Below are 23480 nucleotides of genomic sequence, written 5' to 3' on the forward strand. Positions count from 1 at the left end.
GCCCAGCCTACGGGGGTGTGACCTGGGGGTGCGTGCGGGGTCGCGAGCTTGTTGCACACTATGCGCAACAGCAAACAATATGCGTCACGGGCGGGGAGACCGCCGGGACACCGACGGGAAAGAGGTGCGGGGTGACCGCTCCGCTCGTACTGGGCATCGAGTCCTCCTGCGACGAGACCGGCGCGGGCCTGGTCAGGGACGGCAGGCTCCTCGGGCACGCGGTGGCGTCGAGCATGGACGCGCACGCGCGCTACGGCGGTGTCGTGCCCGAGATCGCCGCGCGGGCGCACGTGCACGCGGTGCGCCCGGTGATCCGGCGCGCGCTCGACGAGGCGGGGGTGCGGGCGCGGGACATCGACGCGGTCGCGGTCACGACGGGTCCGGGTCTGGCCGGGGCGCTCCAGGTGGGCCTCGCGGCGGCGAAGGGCCTCGCGTACGGGCTCGGCGTGCCGCTGCACGGGGTGCACCACCTCGCGGGTCACGTCGCGGCGGACACGCTGGAGCACGGGCCGCTCCCCTCGCCCTGCGTCGTGCTCATCGTCTCGGGCGGGCACACCTCACTGCTGCTCGTGCGGGACCTGGCGCGGGAGCCGATCGCGCACCTCGGGGACACGCTGGACGACGCGGCGGGCGAGTGCTTCGACAAGGTGGCGCGCGTCTTCGGGCTGCCGTACCCGGGCGGTCCGGCCATCGACCGGGCCGCGCGCGAGGGCGATCCGGGCGCGGTGGTCTTCCCGCGCCCGCTGCTCGGCGGTCACGACTTCTCGTTCTCGGGGCTCAAGACGGCGGCGGCACGCTGGGCGGAGCGGCACGCGGGAGGGGTGCTGCCGGTCGCCGACGGCGCCGCGGCGCTTCAGGAGGCGGTCGCGGACACGCTGACGCGCAAGGCGGTGGCGGCCTGCGCGGAACACGGCGTGGGCACGCTCGTCGTGGTCGGCGGAGTCGCCGCGAACTCACGGGTCCGCGCGCTCGCCGAGGAGCGCTGCCGCGCCGCCGGGATCGAGCTGCGCGTACCGCCCCTGCGGCTGTGCACGGACAACGGGGCGATGATCGCGGCAGTGGGGGACCTCCTCGTGCGGGCGGGAGCGGAGCCCGCGCCGCTCGACGTCTCGGTCGATCCCTCGGCGCCGCTGGAGTACGCGGCGCTGCACCCGGTGGGCAGGGGCTGATGCGCCGGGCGCCCCGGGGGACTCCCGGGGCGCCCGGTCACCGCTCAGCGGCCGAGGCGGATGCGGGTGAGCGTGTCCTTGCCGTCCGCGGCGCCGGACTTGTCGACGACGAAGGCGTAACCGCCCTTGATCTCGACGTGGTTGGGGTTGGCGTTGACGGCGACGGAGTCGACGACCTTGCCCTGGCGGGGGTTCACGACCGAGACGGTCGCGGCGGTCCGGTTGGCGACGAGGACGTTGCCCGTACGGGTGTCGGTGGCGACCGAGAGGGGGCCCTCGCCCGTGGGCACGGACTTGGTCACGACGCCCTTGCGCAGGTCGACCACGGAGACGTCGCCGCCGGTCTGGTTGGCGGTGTACGCGGTGCGGCCGTCCTTGGACAGGCTCACCGAGATCGGCCCCTGGCCCACGGGGATGAAACGGGGCCGCGAGGAACCCCGGTCGACCTCGATGATGCGGTCGTTGCCGAGGTCCGTCGCGTACAGGGCGCCGGTGCGCTCGTTGACGGCGAGTCCGGCCGGGCCCGCGCCCTCGACGGTGACGCGCTTCTTCTCCTTGAAGGTCTTGGTGTCGATCCCCACGAGAGTCCCGGCGCCGTTGCCGCTGGCCCACACGGTGTCGTGCGCCTCGTCCACGACGATCTCGCGGCTGTGCGCCACGTCGCCGACCGTGGCGAGGAGCTTGCCGGTGCGCTGGCTGTAGGCGGAGACGGAGTTGTCACGGGTGTTGGTGGTCCACACCGTGTTGTGCTCGTCGTCCACGGCGACCCCGTAGACGGCCTGGCGGGCGCCGGTCGCGGTGTCGGTGACGGGGGCCTCGTAGGTGGCCCTGACCGCGAGGGTCACCGGGTCGACCTTGAGCAGCGCCGACTGCGTGACGGGAGGCCGGCCCACGGCGGTCGTGGCCCACAGCACGTGGTTCCGCTCCGAGTAGGCGGACTGGTAGAGGCCGGTCGCGAGCGGCGCGACGGTCGTCCTCGGCGCCGGGGCGTGGCCCTTGCCGTGCGCCTGGGCGGTACCCGTGGCGAAGAGCGTGGCACCGGCGGCGCAGGCGACGGTCACGGCGGCGGCGCGGCGCAGACGGGGGACGAGAACGGACATGCGGGTCTCCTTCTGAAAGGGCGCTCCGGAGCGGGGCGCGCTCCATAAAGTTAGCTTAGGCTTACCTAACTTCGATCAAGAAGAGAGTGTGTCGTCCACCACAAGCGCCACTCAACCTCCTTTCGATGAAGGGAAGTTGCGGGCACGCCTCAGGGCGCCCCGTACGGGTGCGGAGCGCCCTGAGGCGTGAGGGATCGAACTTCTGAGGTCGGGTCACCCGGGCGGCGGCGGCAGGAAAGGCGCAGCGGGGCGAGGGAAGCCCTACGGCCGCTCTCTCGTGAACTTAGGCTAGCCTAACCATGCCCATCTGATCTTTACGGGTCCGCCGCGTCCAGGACCGAAAGGAAGCGCCATGTTCGCCTCTCCCCCGCCCAGCGCGCTGCGGCACCCGCCGCGCGTCCCGCGCCCGACGCCGGTCCCCCGCGTCGGCGGCGCGGCGCTGCCCCTGCCGGGGCCCGGGGCGGCGACGGAGGACTTCTGGGCGGAGGTGGCCCGGCGCGGCACGCCCGTCGTGGGGCCCGACCCCCTGGGCGATCCGGCACACAGGGGCGTCACCTTCCTGTGGCGCGGCGGACCGGGGACCCGCGCGGTGCAGGCCGTGCCCAACAAGCTCGCCGACCCGCACGATCCGCGCGCCACGCTGATGGAGCGGGTGCCGGACACGGATGTGTGGCACGTGACGCTGCGGCTCGGCGCGGACTGGCAGGGCACGTACGACCTGCTGGTCGACGAGGGCGGGGGCCCGGCGTCCGGCTCGCCGGAGTACGCGGCCTGGTTGCGTACCCGCCGCCGCGCCGATCCGTTCAACTCCCGTACGCTGCCGCGCCGCTGGGGTGGCGAGCCGCTGCACTGGGCGGCGTTGCCGCAGGCACCGGCGCAGGACGCCTGGTCGCTCCCGTGCCCGGCGGGAGAGCGCGGCACGCTGAGCGCGCACGCGGTGCCGAGCGCCCGCCTGGGCGGGACGCGGCGGACGTGGCTCTACACGCCGGCCGGCGCGGATGCCGTGGTCGCGGGTCCGGCGAACGGCGGGGGTACGGCCCTTCCCGGCTCCGGGCGGGGTACGGCCCTTCCCGGCTCCGGGCTCCCGCTGCTCGTCCTGCTCGACGGGGAGCACTGGGGGCCCGTGCTCGGTGTGGCGGGGCTGCTGGACGGGCTGATCGCGGCCGGTCTCGTGCCGCCCATGGCCGCCCTCCTGCCGGATTCCGTCGACGCGGACACGCGGTGGGCGGAGCTGACCTGCCGCCCGGAGTATCTGGCCTTCCTCACCGAGGACTTGATCCCGTGGGCGGCCGAGCGGCTGCCGCTCACGACGGACCCGGCGCGTACGGTGATCGCGGGCCAGAGCCTCGGCGGCCTGACGGCCGCGTGGGCCGCGCTGGCCGCCCCGCACCGTTTCGGCAACGTCCTCGCCCAGTCGGGCTCCTTCTGGTGGCCGAACGGCCCCGACGCCGAGTGGCTGACCCGCTCGATCGCCTCCGCCCCGCGCCGCCCCGTCCGCTTCCGGCTCTCCTTCGGACGCCAGGAATGGGTCGCGCTCCCGGCGGCCCGCCGCCTGCGCACGGCCCTCGCGGAAGCGGGTTACGAGGACGCCGGGTACCACGAGTTCAACGGCGGCCACGACTACCTGTGCTGGCGTTCGGAACTGGCGGCGGGGCTGCCGGAACTGGTCCCGGGGCCCGTGGCCCCGGAGTCCGTGGCCCCGGAGTCTGTGGTCTCGGAGCCGGTGGACTCGGGTGGCGAGGCGCGGGCTGCGGAGGCGGCGAATGCGGGACTGCCGGGCGCGGCGGCACACGCCCGGACGGCTCCGGGCGCGGCGCTGTAACGCCGGGGGCCGACGCGGACGCGCGGGGGTGGCGCCGTGCTCGGGGCGCCCGAGGGCAGGGGCCCCCGCTCCCCCGCTCCCCCGCTCCCCGGCGCTCTCCCCTCCCAGCCCCCTCCTGGCGTCGGCGTTACCCCCTCAACTCCTCCAGCCGCCCCCTCAGCGTCTCCGCGATCGTCTCCAGCGTTTCGGCCGTGAGCAGTTGGGGGTGGGTGCAGGGGAGGTCGTGGTTCTCGATCGTTCCGTGCACGTGGGGGCGCCACGCCGTGTGGTGGAGCCAGTGCTGGGGGCGCGGGGTCGCCGCCGTGAAGAAGAGGACGTTTCCCTCGAAGGGGCGGCGGTGGGTGTGGGCGCGCATCAGGCGGGCGTGGTTGGGGACGATGTCGACGATGCGCGCGAGGGTGTCGTCGGCGAGGCCCGCGAGGGGGCTGCCGCCCTGCGCCAGCGTGGCCATGACGTCCTCCTTCGTGCGTTCCGCGGTGCGTTCGATGCCCGCCATGCGGAGCACCGCCGTGAGCGCGTCGCCCTCTTCGGGGGCGGGGTTGTCGCGCCACTGCTCGGCGGGGAAGGCGTCGAGGAGGGCGAGCAGATCGACCTTCTCGCCCGCCTCCTGGAGCAGCGTCGCGACCGTGTGCGCGAGCACGCCGCCCACGGACCAGCCGAGGAGGCGGTACGGGCCGTGCGGCTGGAGCGCGCGGATCTCGCGTACGTAGTCGGCGGCCTCCTCCTCCAGGCTCACCGGGAGCGGGGCGGGCCCGTCGAGGCCGCGTGCCTGGATGCCGTGGAGGCGCTGCCCGGGGCCGAGGAGCGTGGAGAGGGCCGCGTAGCACCAGGCGAGGCCGCCCGCGGGGTGGATCGCGAAGAGCGCGGGGCCCTCGCCGCTCGCGCGCAGGGGGAGCACCGTGGAGAGCGCGGCACGGGAGAGGGGGCCTGTGGCGGTGAGGCGGGCGGCGAGTGCGGCGGGCGTGGGGGACTCGAAGAGGCTGCCGAGTGTCGGCTCGACGCCGAGTTCGTCCCGTATCCGGCCGACGAGCCGGACCGCGAGGAGCGAGGAGCCGCCAAGGTCGAAGAAGGCGTCGTCGGGGCCCGCGTCGGGGACATCGAGGACGTCGCGGAAGAGGCGGACGAGGGTGTCCTCCTCCGGGCTCGCGGGGGCGCGCTCCGCTCCCGAGCCGGTGAAGACCGGGGCGGGGAGCGCCTTGCGGTCGAGCTTGCCCGCCGGGCCGAGCGGGAAGGCGTCGACCCGGAGCACGGCGGCGGGCACCATGTGGGCGGGCAGGGTGCGGCCGAGCGCGGTACGGAGTGCCGCCGGGTCGGCCCCGCCCGTCACGTACCCGATGAGCCGCTGGTCCCCCGGTGTGTCCTCGCGGACGAGCGCGCACGCTCCGTCGACCCCGGGCAGGGCGCTCAACGCGGCCTCGATCTCGCCGAGTTCGATGCGCTGGCCGCGCAGCTTCACCTGGTGGTCGGTGCGGCCGAGGTAGAGGATCTCGCCCTCGGGCGTCCACTGTGCGAGGTCGCCCGTGCGGTACATGCGGGTGCCGGGCGGGCCGTAGGGGTCGACGGGGAAGCGGGCGGCGGTGAGTTCGGGGCGCGCGAGGTAGCCGTTCGCCAACTGCCTTCCGGCGAGGTGCAGTTCGCCGGGCACTCCGGGCGGGCAGGGCTGTCCCGCGGCGTCGAGCACGTAGAGGCGGGTGTTCCAGACGGGGCGGCCGAGCGGGACGGGCCCCGTGTCCCCCGGCACGCACGTGTGGTGGGTGACGTCGACGGCCGCCTCGGTCGGCCCGTAGAGGTTGTGCAGGCGCGCGCCCGGCAGGACGCGCGCGAAGGTGTCGGCGGACTCGCGCGAGAGCGCTTCGCCGCTCGCGAAGACGTCCCGCAGGCTCACGCACCGCGCGGGCTCCCCCTCGGCGAGGAACGCCTGGAGCATCGACGGCACGAAGTGGCAGACGTTGACGGTGTGTTGGGTGATCAGTTCACCGATGCGGCGCGGGTCCTTGTGCGCCCCCGGTTCGGCGAGGACGAGCGTCGCGCCTTCGCGCAGCGGCCAGAAGAACTCCCACACGGACACGTCGAACGACGAGGGCGTCTTCTGGAGCACGCGGTCGCCCGGCGCGAGCGGGTACGTGCCCTGCATCCACCGGAGCCGGTTGTCGATCGCCGCGTGGGACACGACGACGCCCTTGGGGCGGCCCGTCGATCCCGAGGTGTACAGGACGTACGCGGGGTGGTGCCGCGTGAGGGCACGGGGCGGGTCGCACGCGGGGTACGCGCGCGTGTCGAGTGTGTCGAGCGGCAGTACGGGGACGGGGGCGTTTCGCGGCAGGCGTCCGTCCGTGTCGGTGAGCGCGCACACGGGGGTCGCGTCGGCGAGCATGAACTCCAGCCGCTCGGCCGGGTATTCGGGGTCGAGCGGGAGGTAGGCGGCGCCGGTCTTGAGGACGGCGACGAGGGCCACGACGAGGTCCACCGAGCGCGGCAGCGAGACGGCGACGGTGGCCCCGGGAGCGGCGCCGAGGGTGGTGAGGTGGTGGGCGAGACGGTTGGCGCGCGCGGTGAGTTCCGCGTACGAGAGGACGGTGTCGCCGAGGACGAGGGCGGGTGCGTCGGGGGTGTGGGCGGCCCGTGCCTCGATCGGGCCGATGAGGGTCGTGGGCGGGAGGGCGCGCTCGGTGGCGTTGAACTCGTCGAGGACGAGGCGCAGTTCCTCGTCGGTGGCGAGGGGGTGGTGGGCCGTGGGGGTCTCGGGGTCGCTCGTGGCGAGGCGGCGCAGGAGGGCGAGGAAGCGGTCCTGGTGGGCGGCGAGTGCCGTCTCGTCGTGGAGGGCGGGGTTGGCGTCGTGGTCGATGCGCAGTCCGCGTCCGTCGGCGCGGTCGTAGACGTGCACGCTGAGGTCGTCGACGGGCCCGGCCGAGAGGTTCTCGGCGCGGGCGGGGGCACCGGCGAAGGTCGCGCCGTAGTCGAAGGGCATGACGTTGACGAGCGGCCCGGTGAGCGCGCGGCCCGCGCCGAGCAGGCCGAGGTCGCGGCGCAGGTCCTCGTACCGGTAGCGCTGGTGGCGGCGCGCCTCGCGCACCCCGGTGACGACGCGCCGCACGAGCCGCGCGAAGCTCTCCGCCGGGTCGACGCGCAGCCGCAGCGGCACGACGTTCATGACCATGCCCGGCACGCGCAGCGCCGCGGAGCCGAGCCGGCCCATGAGCGGCAGCCCGAGCACGACGTCCTCGCGCGCGGTGGTGCGCGAGACGTGGAGGGCCTGCGCGGCGAGGAGGACGTCGGGCCAGGTGGCCTTGAGCGCGCGGGCGAGGGCGTGCAGGCGTGCGGTGTCCTCGGGAGTGAGGTGCGCGGTGCGGCGCAGGAAGGTGCGCGAGGGGAGCGCGGAGCGGCCCGCGAGGAGGGGGGCCTCGGGGCGGTCGGCGAAGGCGCCCGTCCAGTAGGCGCGGTCGGTGTCCCGGTCGGGTCCCGTGCGGTACTCCTCGTCGAGCGCGAGGAGTTCGGCGAGGGTGCCGAAGGCGCGCGGTGCCGGTTCCTCCCCGGCCGCGAGCGCCGAGTACACCTCGGCGGTGCGGCGCACGAGGAGCGAGTAGCCGTACCCGTCCATGACGAGGTGGTGCACGCACTGGTACCACAGCCAGCGCTCCTCGCCGACGCGGAGCAGGGCGTGCCGGAAGAGCGGCCCGGTGACGAGGTCGAAGGGCTCGGCGAGGTCGGCGCGCAGCCGGGCGCGGGCCGCGTCCTCGCCGCCGTCGTCACGGAAGTCCCGTACGAGCAGCGGAGGTTCGACCTCGGCGGCGAGGTGCTGACGGGGGCCCTCGGGGGTCTCGGTGAAGCGCAGGCGGAGGCTGTCGGTCTCGGCGGTGACGCGGCGCAGCGCGGCGTGGAAGAGGTGCGGGTCGAGGGGGCCGTCGATCGCGAGGCACTCGGCGGTGCTCTGCGCGGGGCTGCCGGGGTCGAGGGCCTGCGCGTAGTACATGCCGGTCTGCGCGGCGGTGAGGGGGAGGCCGGTGGCGGTGGGGCCCGCGTGCGCGGCGGCGGGTGTGGCCGCGCGCGCCGTGGTGCTCGTCGTGGTGCTCACTTCGCCCCCAGGAGGCCGGTCCAGGCGGTGATGACGGGGTCCTCCGCGAGGTCGGCGAAGCCCGCTTCGACGCCGTGCTCGCGGCGCCAGCCCTCCAGGAGGCTCATGAGGCGCACGGAGTCGAGCCCGTGGTCGAGGAGGTTCTCGTCGAGGGGGACGTCGGCCGGGTCCTCGCCGAGCGCGTCGGCGACGTCGGCGCGGATCAGTTCGGGGGTGAGGGTGGGGTGCGGCATCAGAATTCCTTCAGCAGGTCGGCGGTGGGGGCGACGCGGGCGCAGCGGCCCGCCGCCCAGCGCAGCGCCATGTCGTGGTCCTCGCGCGAGAAGTCGGCGACCGCGTCGGCCGCGACGAAGGCGCGCAGGTCCCTGGACCAGGCGTCGGCGGCTGTCATGAGGACGCCGATGTGGGCGTAGACACCGGTGACGACGAGCTGGTCGCGCCCGGCGGCGCGCAGCTGTTCCTCCAGGTCGGTACGGGCGAAGGCGCTGTACTTCCACTTGGTGAGCCGGATGTCGTCCCCGGCGGGGGCGACGCGCTCGGGACTGCCGTGCGCGGCGGGGTCGGCGGGGACGCCGGGGCCCCAGAAGTCGAGCTGGAGTCCGCGCTGTGCGGGGGTCTGGCCACCGCGCTGGGCGGTGTGGATCACGGGCATCCCGGCGGCGCGGGCGGCCTCGATGAGGCGGGCCGTGCGGTCGATGAGGCCGGTGAGGGGCTCGGTGCCCGGGGGGAAGCAGCGCAGGAAGTGGTGTTGCAGGTCGTGGACGAGGAGGGCGGCGCGGGAGGGGTCGAGCAGCCAGTCGACCCGGTTGGCGGGCAGCTCGGCGGGGGTGGGGTGGGGGTAGGTGACGGCGGTGGGGAGGGGCATGGGGGGCCTTTCGGGTGGGGGGTGCGTGGTGCGGGAGACTGGTATGGGGGTCGCCCCCCCCGGGCGGGAGGGGGCCGTTCACCCCCGATCCCCCACACCCCCCGCCCCCGCCCGCTGCCCCTTCTTGCTCACCTTCCCGATCCCCGTCTGCGGGAAGGCGTCCACGAAGGCGAACCTGTCGGGCACCTTGAACGCGGCGAGCCCCGACTCGCGCACGTACCGCTTGAGCGCCGCGGCCCCCGGCACTTCGGCGCCCGCGCGCGGGATGACGTACGCGAGCGAGCGCTCGCCGAGGTAGTCGTCGGGCACGCCGATCACGGAGGCGTCGAGGACGGCGGGGTGGCCGAGGAGGACGTTCTCGACCTCCTCGGGCGCGAACTTCTCGCCGCCCCGGTTGATCTGGTCCTTCGCGCGGCCCTCGACGACGAGGTGCCCGCTCGGCAGCCGCCGTACGAGGTCCCCGGTGCGGTACCAGCCCTCCGCGTCGAAGACGCGCGCGTTGTGCTCGGGCGCGCGCCAGTAGCCGCGGATCGTGTACGGGCCGCGGGTGAGCAGGTGGCCGACCGTGCCGTCCGGCACCTCGTGCCCGGCGTCGTCCACGACCCGTATCTCGTCGTCGGGCGAGATGGGGCGGCCCTGCGTCGTGAGCACGGTCTCCACGTCGTCGTCCAGGCGCGTGTAGTTGACGAGTCCCTCGGCCATCCCGAAGACCTGCATGAGCCGCGCGCCGAGCGCCGGCAGCATGCGCCGCGCCGCGTGGGCGCCGAACTTGGCGCCGCCGACGAGGACCAGGTCGAGGCTCGTGAGGTCGTACGGGGTCGAGGGCGCCGCCTCGGTCCACACGAGGGCGAGCGGCGGCACCATGCCGGTCATCGTGATCCCCTCGCGCTCGACGAGCGGGAACGCCGTCCCCGGGTCGGGCGCCGGGCTCAGCACGACGGTGCCGCCCGCGAGCAGCACGCCGAGCCAGCCGGGGCTGCTCATCGGGAAGTTGTGCGCCGCGGGGAGCACGACGAGGAAGCGGGTGCGCGCGTCGACGCCGCAGATCTCGTTGGAGCCGCGCAGCGAGTAGGCGTAGTCGTCGTGGGTGCGCGGGATGAGCTTGGGGACGCCGGTGGTGCCGCCGGAGAGCTGGAGGAAGGCGAGTTCGCTCGCGTCGGGGCCGGGCGGGAGGTCCGCGGGCTCGCCCGTGACGTCGCGCAGCGCGGTGTGCTCGCCGGGGTCGCCGACGACGAGGACGTGGCGCAGCGCGGGGTGTCGCGCGCGCATCCGGGTGGCGAGGGCGCGGTGGTCGAAGCCCGCGTGGCGCTCGGGGACGACGTAGGCGACGGCCTCGCTGAGCGCGCAGAAGTGGTCGATCTCGCGCTCGCGGTGCGCGGGGAGCGCGTAGACGGGGAGGGCGCCGAGGCGGAAGAGCGCGTAGACGGTCTCGATGAACTCGCCGATGTTGGGGAGTTGCACGACGACGCGGTCGCCCTTGCGGATGCCGAGTCCGGCGAGCCCGGCGGCGAGCGTGTCCGCGCGGGCGTCGAGTTCCGCGTACGTCCAGGTGCGGCGCGCGGGCGCGGGGTCGACGAGCGCGAGGTGCCCCGGGTGGGCGGCGGCGCGGGCGCGGAGCAGGTCGCCGAAGGACTCGCCGCGCCAGTACCCGGCGGCGCGGTAGCGGGCGGCGGTCTCGGCGGGCCAGGTGGGCGCGTCGAGCCCGGGGGTGGTGGCGCACGGCGCGGTCGTGCGGGCGGTGGCGGGCGGGGTGCTCACAGGGCGGCTCCGACGGCGTCGAGGAAGGTACGGAACTTGGCGGCGGTCTCGGCGGCCTCGGCCTCGCCCGTCGAGGCGGCGACGACTCCGGCGCCCGCGAAGAGGCGCAGGGTGTCGCCCTCGGCCTCGGCGCAGCGCAGCGTCACGACCCACTCGCCGTCCCCGTCCGCGTCCTGCCAGCCGACCATGCCGGTGTAGGCGCCGCGGTCGAAGGGCTCGCTGGCCGCGATGACCCGGCGGGCGGTCGCGGTGGGGGTCCCGCACACGGCGGGGGTGGGGTGGAGGGCCTGGGCGAGGTCGAGCGCGGTCGTCGCGGGGGACGCGAGGTCGCCGGTGACGGTCGTCGAGAGGTGCCACATCGTGGCGGTGCGGACGAGGGTGGGGCGCGGGGGCACCTCGATGCGCGCGCAGTACGGGGCGAGTGCCGCGCGTACGGCGTCGACGACGACGGCGTGTTCGTGGAGGTCCTTCGCCGAGTCGAGGAGTGCGGCGGCGGCGCGCACGTCCTCGGCGAGGTCCGTGCCGCGCGGGGCCGAGCCGGCGAGGGGGTTGGCGACGAGGCGGCCGTCCTGGCGGGCGACGAGGAGTTCGGGGCTCGCGCCGAGGAGCGTGCGGCCGGGGGCGCTGGGCACGGCGAAGGCGTAGCCGCCGGGGTCGCGGCGGGCGAGGCGGCCGAGCATGAGGGGCAGTCCGGGGGCGGTGCGCCCGGTGAGTTCGAGGGTGCGGGCGAGGACGACCTTCGCGAACTCGCCCGCGCGCAGCCGCTCGACGGCCGCGTCGACGGCGCGGGCGTACGCGTCGGCGGAGGGTACCTCGCGCAGCTTCCAGCCGCCGGGCGCGGCCGGTGCGGGGGGTGCGAGCGCGGTGAGCGGGTCGTGGCGCAGGGCGGGTCCCCGGCGCAGCCGGGCGGGGACGGCGAGGGCGGGCGGGGCGTCGGGCAGGAAGGGGAGGCAGCCGAGGACGACGGGGGCGGGGTCTCCGGCGGTACGGCGCGCGTCGAGGGCGCGGCGGACGCGCTCGCCGAGGGGGACGGCCGGTTCGTGGGGTATCTCGGCGGCGGTTCCCGAGCCGAGCAGGGTGCGTCCGGGCGTGGCGAGGAAGCGGTCGCCGGGGCGGTAGGCGTCGAGCAGCGCGGTCGCGCCGCCGGGGGTGACGGCGGGGGGTTCCGGGGCGCGGGTGAGGGGTTCGCGCACGGGGACGGTCATGGGGGCCTCCTGGGGATGGGGGTGCCGTGGGGGACGGATCGCGTGCGTCGCGCACGAGGTCGGGTGGCTCGCAGGCGACGGACGGCTCACGCGCGGGGTCGTGGCCCGGGCGTGCGGGGCGGCTCTCGGGCGCGTGGCTCACGCGCGCAAGGTCGCGCCTCCGTCGACGTACAGGTCGTGCATCGTGATGTGGCGTGCGCGGTCGGAGGCGAGGAAGGTGACGGCGTCCGCGATGTCTGCGGGCTCGGCGATGCGGCCGAGGGGGATGCCGGTGCGGAACGTGGCGGGGTCGCCCTCGACGACGCGGCGGGCGCCGGCCTCCTGGTCCTCGCCCCACATGGCGCGCTGCATCGCGGTGAGTGTGGAGCCGGGTGAGACGGTGTTGCAGCGGATGCCGTGGGGGGCGAGTTCGAGGCCGAGGCATTTCGTGTACATCACGGTCGCGGCCTTCGAGGCGGCGTAGGCGGCCATCCCGGCGCGTGGGACGCCGGCGGCGTTGGACGCGACGGTGACGAGGGCGCCGCGCCCGCGCGGGGTCATGCGGCGCGCGGCGGCGCGGGTGACGTGGAAGACGCCGCTCGTGTTGACGGCGAGGCTCGCGGACCAGTCGGCGTCGGTGAGTTCGGTGACGGGGCTCGTGCGCAGGATGCCGGCGACGCAGGCGACGACGTCGAGCGGTCCGAGGGTGTCCTCGGCGGTCGCGACCGCCGTTTCGACGGCCGCCGGGTCGGTGACGTCGAGCGGGTGCGCGGTGATGGCGCCCGGTCGGCGGGCGGCGAGGGCGCGGAGCCCGTCCGCGTCGGCGTCCGTGGCGAAGACGCGCGCGCCCTCCCGTACGAAGGCGGCGACGACCGAGGCGCCGATGCCGTGCGCCGCTCCGGTGACGAAGACGGCCCGTCCTGCGAACTCTCCTTCTGCCGGGTTCACTTGGCCATCGCCTCCCGGATGTCGGTGAGGACGGATTCGGCGGCACGGGCGCCGCCGAGGCTGGTCCACATGGAGCCGTCGATGACGGTCGCGTGCTTCTCCTTGACCGCCTTGAGGCCCCGGTAGGCGGGTTCGGCCTGGAGTTGCCGGAGCAGTCCGGACTCGCTCGTGGCGTCGAGGGTGCCGATGAAGAGCCAGTCGCCGTCGATCTCCTTGAGGTTCTCGTTGCTGATCGGCGTCGAGTGGCCCTCGCCGCGCTTCGCCTGGATGCCGGGACGGGTGAAGCCGAGGTCCTTCAGGACGTCGGAGACGAAGACGCCCTGCTGCATGACGGCGGTGCCCTTGGCGGAGTAGCGGGCGACGGAGACCTCGCTGCCGGCGCGGGCGCCGAGGTCCTTCTTGAGCGCGGTGACCTTCTCGTCGTACCCGGAGAGGAACTTCTCCGCCTCGTTGCTCCTGCCGAGGGCCTTGCCGGTGAGGGTGAGCGAGGACTTCCAGTCCTTGTCGTTCCCGATCGTGACGAGGGTGGGGGCGACCTTCCTGAGCTGGGCGAGGACTTGGGTGTCGGCGAGCTGCCCGGCGAGGATCACGTCCGGCTCGGCGGCGACGACCTTCTCGATGTCGGGGCCCGTCACGGTGCCGACGAGGGGGATCTTGGCGGCCTTGTCGGCGAGGTAGCCGGGGGCGCCCTTCTGGCCGCGCGCGGCGGTGAGGCCGACCGGTTCGACGCCGAGGGTGAGCGCGGAGTCGAGGTCCATCTCGCTGAGCACGACGACGCGTCGCGGGTGCGCGGGCACCTTCACGGCCGTGCCGGTCGCGTCGGTGATGCTGACGGTGCTCGTGTCCGCTTTCGCCGTACCGGCCGCGTCGGAGGAGTCGTCGCCCGCGCAGGCGGTCGCGGTCAGCAGCCCCGCCCCGGCGAGCAGCGCCGCGAGGAGGGTCGTGCGGCGGGCGGAGGGGCGAGGGGCGAGCGGGTGGTGTGGCATGGGGCGAGATCTCCGTGGGAGGGGGACGGGGGAGGCTCCGCCGCGGGGACGTGGGGGCGCTGGACGCCGTTTTCCCTGCGTACGGGGGGTTTTCGGGCAGCGAGCGGCCCGCCGCGCCGCCCACCGGACGGCGCGTTACTTAGGTTAGGCTAACCTCATGTTCATTACGCAAGGGCGTCCGGCTCCCCCCAGTCGGCGCACCGCGCCGCTCCTGGGCCGCGCGCCGGTGGTGTGGTGGAGCGCGGCGGGGCTTCTCCTCCTCGTGCTCGCGCTCGGACTGCTGTCGCTCCTGTTCGGCACGGGCTCGACGGGCCCGGGACGCGCGTGGGACTACCTCACGGGCGACCCGGCGGCGCGCGCCGACGCGCAGGTGCGGCTCGCCGTGCACGACGTACGGCTGCCGCGCACCCTCGCGGCGCTCGTCGTCGGGTGCTGCCTCGGCGTCTCGGGGTGTCTGCTCCAGGCCGCGACGCGCAATCCGCTCGCCGAGACGGGCCTTCTCGGCGTCAACTCCGGTGCGGCCTTCGCCGTCGTGCTCGGTCTCACGTGGGGCGGGGTCGGTTCGGCGGGCGGGCTCATGGTGTGCGCGCTGCTCGGGGGCACGGTGGCGAGCGCGATCGTGCTGCTGCTCGCGGCGAGCGGACGCACATCGGGCTCGCCGCTGCGGCTCGTGCTCACCGGTTCGGCGCTCGGCGCGACGTTCCACGGGCTCACCGCGTACGTGCTCCTCGGCACGCAGTCGACGTTCGACACGTACCGCTACTGGACGATCGGCTCGCTCGCCGGGGTGCGGCTCGGCGACCTCGTGCTGCTGGCCCCGCTCGCCGCGCTCGGTCTCGCGGGCGCCCTGCTGTGCGCGCGACCGCTCTCGGCGCTCGGGCTCGGTGACGACGCGGCCCGCGCGCTCGGGCACGACCCGGGGCGGGTACGGCTCGCGGTCGCCGCCGCGGTCTCGCTCCTCACCGGCTGCGCGGTGGCCCTCGCGGGCCCGATCGCCTTCCTCGGCCTCCTCGCCCCGTACGCGGCACGCGCCCTGACGGGTCCCCGGCTCGCGGCGCAACTCGTCCTGTCGGCCCTCTTCGCGGTGAACGTGCTGCTCTTCGCCGACCTCCTCGCCCGCCTGGTGATCCGCCCCTGGGAGACCCCGGTGAGCGTGCTCCTCGCCTTCGTCGGCGGCCCGCTGCTCGTCTGGATCGCGCGCTCGCCGCGCCTGTCCACGGCGGGGGCGGCATGAGCGCGTACGAACCGGCTCCGCCGGAACGGGACACCCCCGGCGCCTTCCCCCTCGCCCCCGGCAGTTCCCCCTCCGTCACTCCGCCCGACAGCACGGTCGTCCGGACCGGCGCGCTCTCCTGGCTCCTCCCCCGCCGCTCCGTCCTCCTCGCGCTGTGCCTCGCGCCGGTCCTGCTCGGCGTCGTGTGCCTCGCCGTGCTCGCCAGCTCGACCGGGATGAGCGCCGGGGAGAGCCTGCGGGGGCTCTTCGGGACGGGGGACGCGGCGGGCGTCCTGGTCGTGCGGGAGTTCCGGCTGCCCCGGATCGTCGTGGGGCTGCTCGTCGGGGCGGCGCTCGGGGTCGCGGGGTGCCTCACGCAGACCCTCGCGGGCAACCGGCTCGCCACGCCCGACCTCGTCGGCGTCAACGAGGGCGCGACGGCGGCCGTGGTGGCCTCGGTCGCGGGATCGACGACCGGGATGCTCGGCGCCTGGTGGCTCGGGCCACTCGGCGCGGCGGCGACCGCCGTGCTCGTCGTGCTCTGCGCGGGCGGGGCGGGCGCCGCCGGGTACCGGCTGCTAGTCACGGGCATCGGCGTCTCGACGTTCGTCGGCGCGGTGAGCGACCTCGTGATGTCGCGCCAGAACCAGGCGACGGCGGGCGGCGTGTTCCTGTGGACCGTGGGCAGCCTCAACGGCCGCGACTGGGCGGTGGGCGGTCCGCTCCTCGTGATCCTCGCGGTACTGCTCCCGCTCGCCCTCGCGGCAGGCCACCGGCTCCAGTTGCTGCGCTTCGACGACGACACCGCGACCGCCCTCGGCGCCGACCCGCGCCGCGTGCGCGCCGCCGCGCTCGGTGTGGCGGTGGGGCTCGCGGGGGTCGCGGTCGGGATCGGCGGGCCGATCGGCTTCGTCGCGCTCGCGGCCCCCGTGCTCGCGGCGCGGCTCGCCGGGCCGACCCGTGTACCCGTCACGGGCGCGGCGCTGACCGGCGCGTTCCTCGTGGCGGCGGCCGACGCGCTCGGCCGGGTCGTGGCACCGGTGGAGATACCCGCCGGGGTCGTCACGAGCGTGCTCGGCGGCCCCTTCCTGCTCTGGGTCCTGCTCCGCCAGGACCGGGGCCGCACCTCCGGAAAGGCGTGACCGCTTCCATGACCACCACCACCGGGTCCCCCGCCGGGCTCGTGATCAGCGGCTTGCGCGCGAGCTACCCGGGCCGCCCCGTCGTCCGGGACGTCGACCTCACCGTGCCCTGCGGGAAGGTCGCCGCGATCGTCGGCCCCAACGGCTGCGGCAAATCGACCCTGTTGCGCACGCTCGCGCGCCTCCACCCCGCCGAGGCCGGAACGGTCCGGGCGGCGGGGGCCGACCTGTGGGCGCTCGACCGGCGCCGCGCGGCCCGCCTCGTGGCGCTGCTCCCGCAGTCGCCGCGCGCGCCCGAGGCGGTGACGGTCGCCGGGCTCGTACGGTACGGCCGCCACCCGCACCAGGGCCTGCTGCGGCAGTGGTCGCGCGCCGACGAGGAGGCGGTACGGGCCGCGCTCGCCGCGACGGGGACGCTGGACCTCGCCGGGGAGCGCGTCGACCGGCTCTCGGGCGGCCAGCGCCAGCGCTGCTGGCTCGCGATGGTCCTCGCCCAGGACACCCCGCTCGTCCTGCTCGACGAGCCGACGTCAGCACTCGACCCGGGCCACGTCGTGGACGTGCTGCGCCTGGTCCGCGAGGTCGCGGCGGCGGGCCGCACGGTCGTGATGGTCCTGCACGACCTCTCGGCGGCGGCCCGCAGCGCGGACCTGCTGATCGCGATGAAGGACGGCCGCATCGTGGCGGAGGGCGCACCGTCCGCCGTCGTCGACGAAGCGCTCGTCAAGGAGGTCTACGGCCTGGACGCCGACATCCTCCGCGCCCCCGGCGACGGCGCTCCCGTGGTGGTACCGAGGGCGCGGTGACGCCAGGGCGCGCGCTTCACCACCAGATGCGCGGCACAGGCGTCACCACCAGGTGCACGGCGCGCGCTTCCCCATCAGATGCGCGGCACAGGCGTCACCACCGCGCGCGCGGCCCGGGCCCGCCCCCGCGTTCCCGGACGCTCCCTCAGCGCCCCGGTCACCGGGTCGCTCCCCGCCTCCCCAGCGCCAGCACCACCCCCGCCCCCACGACGGACAGCACGATCGACGTCAGCGACGCGCGGTTCGCGCCCTCCGCCAGGGCCTCGCGCAGGGTGTCGGCGTGGGCGGTCGTGGAGACGGCGACCGAGAGGGCCACGCCGGTCGACGCGCCCAGGTAGCGGGCCGTGTTGTTGGCGCCCGAGCCCATCGCCGCGCGCTCCGGCGGGACGCTCTCGACCGCCACGAGGGGCAGGGCCGCGTTCAGGAGACCGCTGCCGGCGCCCGCGACGACGAGGCCGAGGACGAGGCCCTTCCACGTCGAGCCGGGCGCGAGGCCGTTCCACAGGGTCGCGACGCCGAGGGCCGACAGGAGGAAACCGGCGGCCAGTTGGCGCGGCGCCGTGACCCGCCCCGTGAGGCGGCGCGCCTGGAGGGCGACGAGGAGCGCCGTGCCCGCCCACACCGCGCTGAGCAGCGAGACCGTGAACGGGCCGAGGCCGAGGGCCTGTTGCATGAGGGTCGGCAGGTAGCTGAAGAAGCCGAGCACCGCGAGCCCGGTGAACAGGCCGCCCGCCGTCGCGCCCAGGAAGCGGCGCTGCCGCAGCAGACCCGGCGCGAGGAGCGGCGCGGGTGCGCGCCGCTCGACGGCGAGGAACACCGCCGCGAGGACGAGTGCCGCGCCCAGCACCACCCACACCCGTACCGCGCCCCAGCCGTCCCGGCCCCACGTGAGCCCCGCGAGCAGCGCGACCGCCGCCGCGCCGAGCACCACGGCGCCCGCCACGTCCGCGCGCCCCTCGCGCGGCGTGCGCCACTCGGGCAGCCGCCCCGGCAGGAGCGCGGCGAGCAGCAGGAGCAGGACGGCGAGGACGACGTACCCCGCCCGCCACTCGGCGCCGCGCAGCCCCGCCGCCCACGAGGCCGTCGCGAGCGGCCCGAAGGCGCCGAAGAGCAGCGGCCCGAGCGCGATCCCCGCGCTCACGCCCGCGCCCCACATCCCCGTGGCTTTGATCCGCGCCGCGCCGCCGGGGAAGGCGTGGGCGATCAGTCCGAGACTGCTCGTGAGGACCGCCGCACTCGCCGCGCCCTGCGCGACGCGCGCCACGGTGAACAGCACCGTGGACGGCGCGAGCGCGCCGAGCCCCGTCGTCACGCCGAGCGCCAGGACGCCCACCGTGAACATCCGCCGCCGCCCCAGGTCGTCCGCGAGCGAACCCGCCACGAGCAGCACCGCGGCGAGCCCCAGCGGGGTGCCATTGAGCAGCCACGACTGCGCCGAGACGCCCGTCCCGAGATCCGCGACGGTGGCGGGGACCGTCACGAGGGGGCCCGTGTAGTTCATCATCGCGAGGACCGTCGCGACCGTCGTCAGCAGGAGCACCCCGCGCCCCGTCACGCGCGCGGGCCCGGCGGGGCGCCGCTCCCGTTCCCGTACCGCCGCCCCCGGCCCCGTCCTCGTCGGCCCGTCCGTACCACGCCCCATGTCGTCCTCCCCAGCCTCCGGCACGCGGCAGCGGGACTCAACCCGCCTTGCGGCCCCTTAAGTTCGTTCACTGAACCTTGAACGGGCCGACCGTAGCACAGTCGGTTCGTTCACCGAACCGCAAAACGGGTACGCTGGGCCCCATGGCTCTCGGCAAGGACTACGCGCGGCAGGAGTGCTCCGTCGCCCGCGCGCTGGAGATCATCGGCGAGCGGTGGACGATCCTGATCGTCCGCGACGCCTTCTACGGGGTGCGCCGCTACAACGACTTCCTCGCGCACCTCGGCGTGCCGCGCGCCGTCCTCGCGGCCCGCCTCCAGTCCCTCACCGAGCACGGCATCCTCGTCAAGCGCCGCTACCAGGAGTCACCGCCCCGCGAGGAGTACGTGCTGACGCCACGCGGCGAGAGCCTGTGGCTCGTCCTGTACGGGCTCGGCGTGTGGGGACGCGGCGAGTTCGGCGGCACCCGGCCGCTGCGCGAGTTCCGGCACGCGCAGTGCGACACCCCGCTCGCCCTCCAGGGCACGTGCCCGCACTGCGGGACGCTTCCCGAGCCCGGCGACATCGACATGCTCCCCGGGCCGGGCCTCGACCCCGACCCGGCCGACCCGGTCAGCCGCGTCCTGCTGCGCCGCCGCCGCATCCTCGACCCGGTCGACACCACGGGGATCACGGCGCGGGGCTGAACCACCCGGACCGGTCCACTCCCCGAACGCCCCCACCGCCCTCTCCCCCGCAGCCCCTACACTGCCCGCAGCGACTGGTTCGCCCCGTCCGCCAGGCGGGAGCGTCGCAAGAGGGAACCCGGTGGGAATCCGGGACTGCCCCGCAGCGGTGAGCGGGAACGACCGCCGTCATACGCACTGGGCCCGGGTACGGGTCTGGGAAGCGACGGCCAGTAGGTGTCCTCCGTCCGGAGGGCGTGCCCGCGAGTCCGAAGACCTGCCAGTCGCCCGGACGCGCTCCGACAGCGCGCCCGGACATCCCGGTGACCTCGTGGGCGGGTCGGCGAGCACAGGCGGCGGACGCAAGCGGTCCCGCCTCCTTCGTCGTTCCTTCGCGCCCCCGTGGACACCCGGGATCTCAGGGATTCATCTCGCGAAGGAGATCTCCGTGACACCGAAGTCCGCAGCCGCGGCAGCACGGGCCACCGTGTACGGCTACCCCCGCCAGGGCCCCGACAGGGAGCTGAAGAAGGCGGTCGAGGGATATTGGCAGGGCCGCGTCGACGCCGCGCGTCTCCAGGACACCGCACGCGGACTGCGCGCCGCCGCCTGGCGACAGCTCGCCTCCGACGGCGCCGACGAAGTCCCCACCGGCGACTTCTCCCTCTACGACCACGTGCTCGACACGAGCGTCATGGTCGGCGCGATCCCCGCGCGCCACCGCGCCGCCGTCGCGGCCGACGCGCTCGACGGCTACTTCGCCATGGCACGCGGCACGCGGGACGTCGCGCCGCTGGAGATGACGAAGTGGTTCGACACGAATTACCACTACCTCGTGCCCGAGCTGGGCCCGGACACCGGGTTCACCGCCGACTCCGCGAAGCAGGTCGGCGAGCTGCGCGAGGCGCTCGCCCTCGGGCTGCGCGCGCGGCCCGTCCTCGTCGGCCCGGTCACCTACCTCCTGCTCGCCAAGGCCGCCCCCGGCACCGAGGACGGTTTCGCGCCGCTGAGCCTGCTCGACCGGCTGCTCCCCGTGTACGAGGAAGTCCTCGCCGACCTGCGGGCGGCCGGCGCGGAGTGGGTCCAGCTCGACGAGCCCGCGCTCGTCCAGGACCGCACCCCCGCCGAACTCGCCGCCGCCGAACGGGCCTACGCGTACCTCGGCGGCCGTGCCGACCGCCCGAAGCTCCTCGTCGCGAGCTACTTCGACCGGCTCGGCGAGGCGCTGCCCGTCCTCGCGAAGGCCCCCGTGGACGGGCTCGCGCTCGACTTCACCGGAGCGGCGTCCGCGAACCTCGACGCGCTCGCCGCCGCCGGGGGCCTGCCGGGCAAGCGGCTCGTCGCCGGGGTCGTCGACGGGCGCAACATCTGGACCGGCGACCTGGAGCGGGCCCTCGCGACGCTCGGCACGCTGCTCGGTCTCGCGGACCGCGTCGACGTCTCCGCGTCCTGCTCGCTGCTCCACGTCCCGCTCGACGCCGCGCGCGAGAAGGACATCGATCCGCAGGTCCTGCGCTGGCTCGCCTTCGCCCGGCAGAAGACCGCCGAACTCGCGACGCTCGCGAAGGCGCTGACCCACGGCACGGAGGCGGTCGCCGCCGCACTCGCCGCCAACCGCGCCGCGCTCGCCTCGCGCGCCGCGTCCCCGCTCACCCACGACCCGGCGGTACGGGCCCGCACGGCCGCCGTGACCGACGCCGACGCGCGCCGCCCGGCCCCGTACCGGGAACGCGCCGCCGCGCAGCGCGCGCACCTCGCCCTGCCGCCGCTGCCCACCACGACGATCGGGTCCTTCCCGCAGACCGGCGCGATCCGCGCCGCGCGCGCGGACCTGCGCGCCGGGCGCCTCGACACGGCCGGGTACGAGAAGCGCATCGAGGAGGAGATCCGGCAGGTGGTCTCCTTCCAGGAGGAGGCCGGGCTCGACGTCCTCGTGCACGGCGAGCCCGAACGCAACGACATGGTGCAGTACTTCGCCGAGCGGTTGTCGGGGTACCTCGCCACGCGGCACGGCTGGGTGCAGTCCTACGGGACGCGGTACGTGCGCCCGCCCGTGCTCGCGGGCGACGTCTCGCGGCCGGCGCCGATGACGGTGCGCTGGACGGCCTACGCGCAGTCGCTCACCGCGAAGCCGGTCAAGGGGATGCTGACCGGGCCCGTCACGATGCTCGCGTGGTCCTTCGTCCGGGACGACCAGCCGCTCGGCGAGACGGCGCGGCAGGTCGCGCTCGCGCTGAGGGACGAGGTGCGGGACCTGGAGGCGGCCGGGACGCGCGTCATCCAGGTCGACGAGCCCGCGCTGCGCGAGACGCTGCCGCTGCGCACCGACGCGCGCCCGGCCTACCTCGCCTGGGCCACCGAGGCGTTCCGCCTCACGACGAGCGGCGTCGATGCCCACACGCAGGTGCACACGCACATGTGCTACGCCGAGTTCGGCGACGTCGTGGACGCGATCGACGACCTCGACGCCGATGTCATCAGCCTGGAGGCGGCGCGCTCGCACATGCAGATCGCGCACGAGCTCGCCGCGCACGGGTACCCCCGCGAGGCCGGTCCCGGCGTGTACGACATCCACTCGCCGCGCGTCCCCGGCGCGGACGAGGTCGCGGCGCTGCTGCGCACGGGGCTCAAGGCGATCCCCCCGGAGCGGCTGTGGGTCAATCCGGACTGCGGCCTGAAGACGCGCGGGTGGCCGGAGACCCGTGCCTCGCTGGAGCACCTGGTGGCGGCGGCCCGGACGGTGCGGGGCGAGCTGGACGCGTGAGCCGATGAGGCGGGGGCGCGGCGCGTCAGGGCGCCGCGCCCCCGCCTCCTGCCCGCCGGGCGGGACCTCCCCGTCACCGCCCGGCGGACGACCGTTCAGCCCTTGGGCACCTCGCGCTGCGCCACACCGTCGTAGGAGGCGAGCGGACGGATCAGCGAGTTGTGCGAGAGCTGCTCGATGATGTGCGCGGTCCACCCCGTGACGCGGCTCATCACGAAGATGGGCGTGAAGACCGGGGTGTCGAAGCCCATGAGGTGGTAGGCGAGACCGGCCGGGTAGTCCAGGTTCGGGTGGATCTGCTTGCGCTCGAACATCGCCTCGCGCAGCGCCGCGTGGAGCTTGTCCAGCCGCGGGGCCTCGGGGTTGTCGCTCTGCGCCACGAGCCGGTCGAGCGCGCCCTGCATGATCGGGACGCGCGAGTCGCCGTTCTTGTAGACGCGGTGGCCGAAGCCCATGATCTTGCGCTTCTCGGCGAGCGCCTGGTCGAGCCAGCGCGCGGCGTCGGCCGGATCGCGCACCTCGTCGAGCATGTCCATCACGGCCTCGTTGGCGCCGCCGTGCAGGGGGCCCTTGAGCGCGCCGATCGCGCCGGTGACGGCGCTGTAGAGGTCGGAGAGCGTCGAGGTGATGACGCGCGCGGTGAAGGTCGAGGCGTTGAAGCTGTGCTCGGCGTAGAGCGTGAGGGAGATCTCGAAGCAGCGCACGACCTCCTCGTCCGGGACCTCGCCGAAGCACATGTGGAAGAAGTTCTCGGCGTAGCCGAGCCGCGGGTCCGGGGCGATCGGGTCGAGACCGCGGCGGCGGCGCTGGTGGGCCGCGACGACGGTGGGGAGCTTCGCGAAGAGGGACAGCGACTTCGCGAGGTTCGCTTCCTCGCCGTTGTCGTCCTCGCGCGGGTCCTCGGCGCCGAAGAGGCTCACGGCGGTGCGCAGGACGTCCATCGGGTGACACGTCTCGGGCAGCCGGGCGAGCAGCTCGGACTCGGTGCGGTTGAGCGGGCGCAGGGCGCGCTCGGCGGCCTCGAACGCGGCGAGCTGCTTCTCGTCGGGGAGTTCGCCGTGCCACAGAAGGTAGGAGACGGCCTCGAAGGAGTGGTGCGCCGCGAGGTCCTGCACCGCGTAGCCGCGGTAGGTGAGGGAGTTGGTCTCCTGGATGACGGTGGAGACCTCGGTGGTGTCGGCGTAGACGCCGGCGAGGCCGCGGTGGATCTCCGGGGTGCTGGTCATGGGTGGTGCCTCCGGGAGGGGTTCGGGTGCCGGGGTGCGTACGGGTCGGTACGGGGCCGGGGGCCGGGCGCCGGTGGGTGTCCGGCGCCCGGGACCGCGGCCCACGTGGGCCGGGGGC

General features: G+C 75.2%; 17 protein-coding genes and 1 riboswitch. Of the genes, 7 read left to right on the top strand and 10 right to left on the bottom strand.

Annotated elements, in window-relative coordinates; genetic code table 11:
- Nucleotides 1-131: 131 nt before the first annotated feature.
- Nucleotides 132-1169 carry a tRNA (adenosine(37)-N6)-threonylcarbamoyltransferase complex transferase subunit TsaD gene (gene tsaD / locus STTU_RS01925; protein ID WP_007819287.1) on the top strand — a complete coding sequence of 346 codons (1038 nt, stop codon included), beginning with the start codon at nt 132-134 and terminating at the stop codon, nt 1167-1169.
- A 44-nt stretch (nt 1170-1213) separates the two neighbouring features.
- On the opposite strand, the gene STTU_RS01930 is transcribed toward tsaD, so the two are convergent.
- Nucleotides 1214-2269, bottom strand: coding sequence for a YncE family protein (locus STTU_RS01930; RefSeq protein WP_007819288.1), 1056 nt, complete (start codon nt 2267-2269; stop codon nt 1214-1216).
- 352 nt (nt 2270-2621) lie between these two features.
- On the opposite strand from STTU_RS01930, the gene fes reads away from it, so the two are divergent.
- Entirely contained in the window at nt 2622-4091 is a 1470-nt protein-coding gene (gene fes, locus STTU_RS01935; RefSeq protein WP_007819290.1) for an enterochelin esterase, read from the top strand.
- Nucleotides 4092-4218: 127 nt separating this feature from the next.
- Here the strand turns inward: fes and STTU_RS01940 are convergent, their stop codons facing one another.
- From STTU_RS01940 to STTU_RS01970, 7 genes are all read right to left on the bottom strand, one after another.
- Entirely contained in the window at nt 4219-8163 is a 3945-nt protein-coding gene (locus tag STTU_RS01940; protein WP_043253793.1) for a non-ribosomal peptide synthetase, read from the bottom strand.
- On the bottom strand, nt 8160-8396 hold the full coding sequence (locus STTU_RS01945) for a phosphopantetheine-binding protein (RefSeq protein ID WP_007819293.1): 237 nt from the start codon (nt 8394-8396) through the stop codon (nt 8160-8162). Before STTU_RS01945 ends, STTU_RS01940 begins: the two co-directional genes overlap by 4 nt.
- Nucleotides 8396-9028 (bottom strand): isochorismatase family protein, encoded by a 633-nt coding sequence (locus tag STTU_RS01950; RefSeq protein ID WP_043253795.1) that lies wholly within the window; start codon nt 9026-9028, stop codon nt 8396-8398. Before STTU_RS01950 ends, STTU_RS01945 begins: the two co-directional genes overlap by 1 nt.
- Nucleotides 9029-9106: 78 nt before the next feature.
- Nucleotides 9107-10786 carry a (2,3-dihydroxybenzoyl)adenylate synthase gene (locus STTU_RS01955; protein ID WP_043253798.1) on the bottom strand — a complete coding sequence of 560 codons (1680 nt, stop codon included), beginning with the start codon at nt 10784-10786 and terminating at the stop codon, nt 9107-9109.
- Entirely contained in the window at nt 10783-11991 is a 1209-nt protein-coding gene (locus STTU_RS01960) for an isochorismate synthase (RefSeq protein ID WP_007819297.1), read from the bottom strand. The genes STTU_RS01955 and STTU_RS01960 overlap by 4 nt, the downstream gene beginning before the upstream one ends.
- A 138-nt stretch (nt 11992-12129) precedes the next feature.
- Entirely contained in the window at nt 12130-12918 is a 789-nt protein-coding gene (locus STTU_RS01965) for a 2,3-dihydro-2,3-dihydroxybenzoate dehydrogenase (RefSeq protein WP_009070604.1), read from the bottom strand.
- On the bottom strand, nt 12915-13904 hold the full coding sequence (locus STTU_RS01970) for an iron-siderophore ABC transporter substrate-binding protein (protein WP_043253806.1): 990 nt from the start codon (nt 13902-13904) through the stop codon (nt 12915-12917). Before STTU_RS01970 ends, STTU_RS01965 begins: the two co-directional genes overlap by 4 nt.
- 226 nt (nt 13905-14130) lie before the next feature.
- Between STTU_RS01970 and STTU_RS01975 the strand changes: the two genes are divergently transcribed.
- Genes STTU_RS01975 through STTU_RS01985 form a run of 3 tightly spaced genes read left to right on the top strand, consistent with a single transcriptional unit; the run spans nt 14131 to nt 17065 of the window.
- On the top strand, nt 14131-15138 hold the full coding sequence (locus STTU_RS01975; protein ID WP_007819300.1) for a FecCD family ABC transporter permease: 1008 nt from the start codon (nt 14131-14133) through the stop codon (nt 15136-15138).
- On the top strand, nt 15135-16259 hold the full coding sequence (locus tag STTU_RS01980; RefSeq protein ID WP_043253808.1) for a FecCD family ABC transporter permease: 1125 nt from the start codon (nt 15135-15137) through the stop codon (nt 16257-16259). The genes STTU_RS01975 and STTU_RS01980 overlap by 4 nt, the downstream gene beginning before the upstream one ends.
- Before the next feature lie 8 nt (nt 16260-16267).
- Nucleotides 16268-17065 (top strand): ABC transporter ATP-binding protein, encoded by a 798-nt coding sequence (locus STTU_RS01985; protein ID WP_007819302.1) that lies wholly within the window; start codon nt 16268-16270, stop codon nt 17063-17065.
- Between the two features lie 157 nt (nt 17066-17222).
- Here STTU_RS01985 and STTU_RS01990 read toward each other — a convergent pair whose 3' ends face one another.
- Nucleotides 17223-18707, bottom strand: coding sequence for an MFS transporter (locus STTU_RS01990; protein ID WP_007819303.1), 1485 nt, complete (start codon nt 18705-18707; stop codon nt 17223-17225).
- 143 nt (nt 18708-18850) lie between these two features.
- Between STTU_RS01990 and STTU_RS01995 the strand changes: the two genes are divergently transcribed.
- Together STTU_RS01995 and metE are read left to right on the top strand one after the other, a co-directional pair.
- Nucleotides 18851-19393: a winged helix-turn-helix transcriptional regulator gene (locus STTU_RS01995; RefSeq protein WP_007819304.1), complete on the top strand. Its 543-nt coding sequence runs from the start codon at nt 18851-18853 to the stop codon at nt 19391-19393.
- A 73-nt stretch (nt 19394-19466) separates the two neighbouring features.
- Nucleotides 19467-19657, top strand: a riboswitch (cobalamin riboswitch).
- A gap of 163 nt (nt 19658-19820) precedes the next feature.
- Nucleotides 19821-22136, top strand: coding sequence for a 5-methyltetrahydropteroyltriglutamate--homocysteine S-methyltransferase (gene metE / locus STTU_RS02000; RefSeq protein ID WP_043253810.1), 2316 nt, complete (start codon nt 19821-19823; stop codon nt 22134-22136).
- 95 nt (nt 22137-22231) lie between these two features.
- On the opposite strand, the gene STTU_RS02005 is transcribed toward metE, so the two are convergent.
- Entirely contained in the window at nt 22232-23362 is a 1131-nt protein-coding gene (locus tag STTU_RS02005) for a bifunctional 2-methylcitrate synthase/citrate synthase (RefSeq protein ID WP_007819307.1), read from the bottom strand.
- Between the last annotated feature and the right edge of the window lie 118 nt (nt 23363-23480).

The organism is Streptomyces sp. Tu6071 (assembly GCF_000213055.1).
GTDB lineage: Bacteria > Actinomycetota > Actinomycetes > Streptomycetales > Streptomycetaceae > Streptomyces > Streptomyces evansiae.

What these genes read in the sequence shown, in the direction of transcription:
- STTU_RS01930 (WP_007819288.1), bottom strand. Translation starts at nt 2,269, where the DNA reads ATGTCCGTTCTCGTCCCCCGTCTGCGCCGCGCCGCCGCCGTGACCGTC.
- fes (WP_007819290.1), top strand. Translation starts at nt 2,622, where the DNA reads ATGTTCGCCTCTCCCCCGCCCAGCGCGCTGCGGCACCCGCCGCGCGTC.
- STTU_RS01945 (WP_007819293.1), bottom strand. Translation starts at nt 8,396, where the DNA reads ATGCCGCACCCCACCCTCACCCCCGAACTGATCCGCGCCGACGTCGCC.
- STTU_RS01950 (WP_043253795.1), bottom strand. Translation starts at nt 9,028, where the DNA reads ATGCCCCTCCCCACCGCCGTCACCTACCCCCACCCCACCCCCGCCGAG.
- STTU_RS01960 (WP_007819297.1), bottom strand. Translation starts at nt 11,991, where the DNA reads ATGACCGTCCCCGTGCGCGAACCCCTCACCCGCGCCCCGGAACCCCCC.
- STTU_RS01970 (WP_043253806.1), bottom strand. Translation starts at nt 13,904, where the DNA reads ATGCCACACCACCCGCTCGCCCCTCGCCCCTCCGCCCGCCGCACGACC.
- STTU_RS01980 (WP_043253808.1), top strand. Translation starts at nt 15,135, where the DNA reads ATGAGCGCGTACGAACCGGCTCCGCCGGAACGGGACACCCCCGGCGCC.
- STTU_RS01985 (WP_007819302.1), top strand. Translation starts at nt 16,268, where the DNA reads ATGACCACCACCACCGGGTCCCCCGCCGGGCTCGTGATCAGCGGCTTG.
- STTU_RS01990 (WP_007819303.1), bottom strand. Translation starts at nt 18,707, where the DNA reads ATGGGGCGTGGTACGGACGGGCCGACGAGGACGGGGCCGGGGGCGGCG.
- STTU_RS01995 (WP_007819304.1), top strand. Translation starts at nt 18,851, where the DNA reads ATGGCTCTCGGCAAGGACTACGCGCGGCAGGAGTGCTCCGTCGCCCGC.
- STTU_RS02005 (WP_007819307.1), bottom strand. Translation starts at nt 23,362, where the DNA reads ATGACCAGCACCCCGGAGATCCACCGCGGCCTCGCCGGCGTCTACGCC.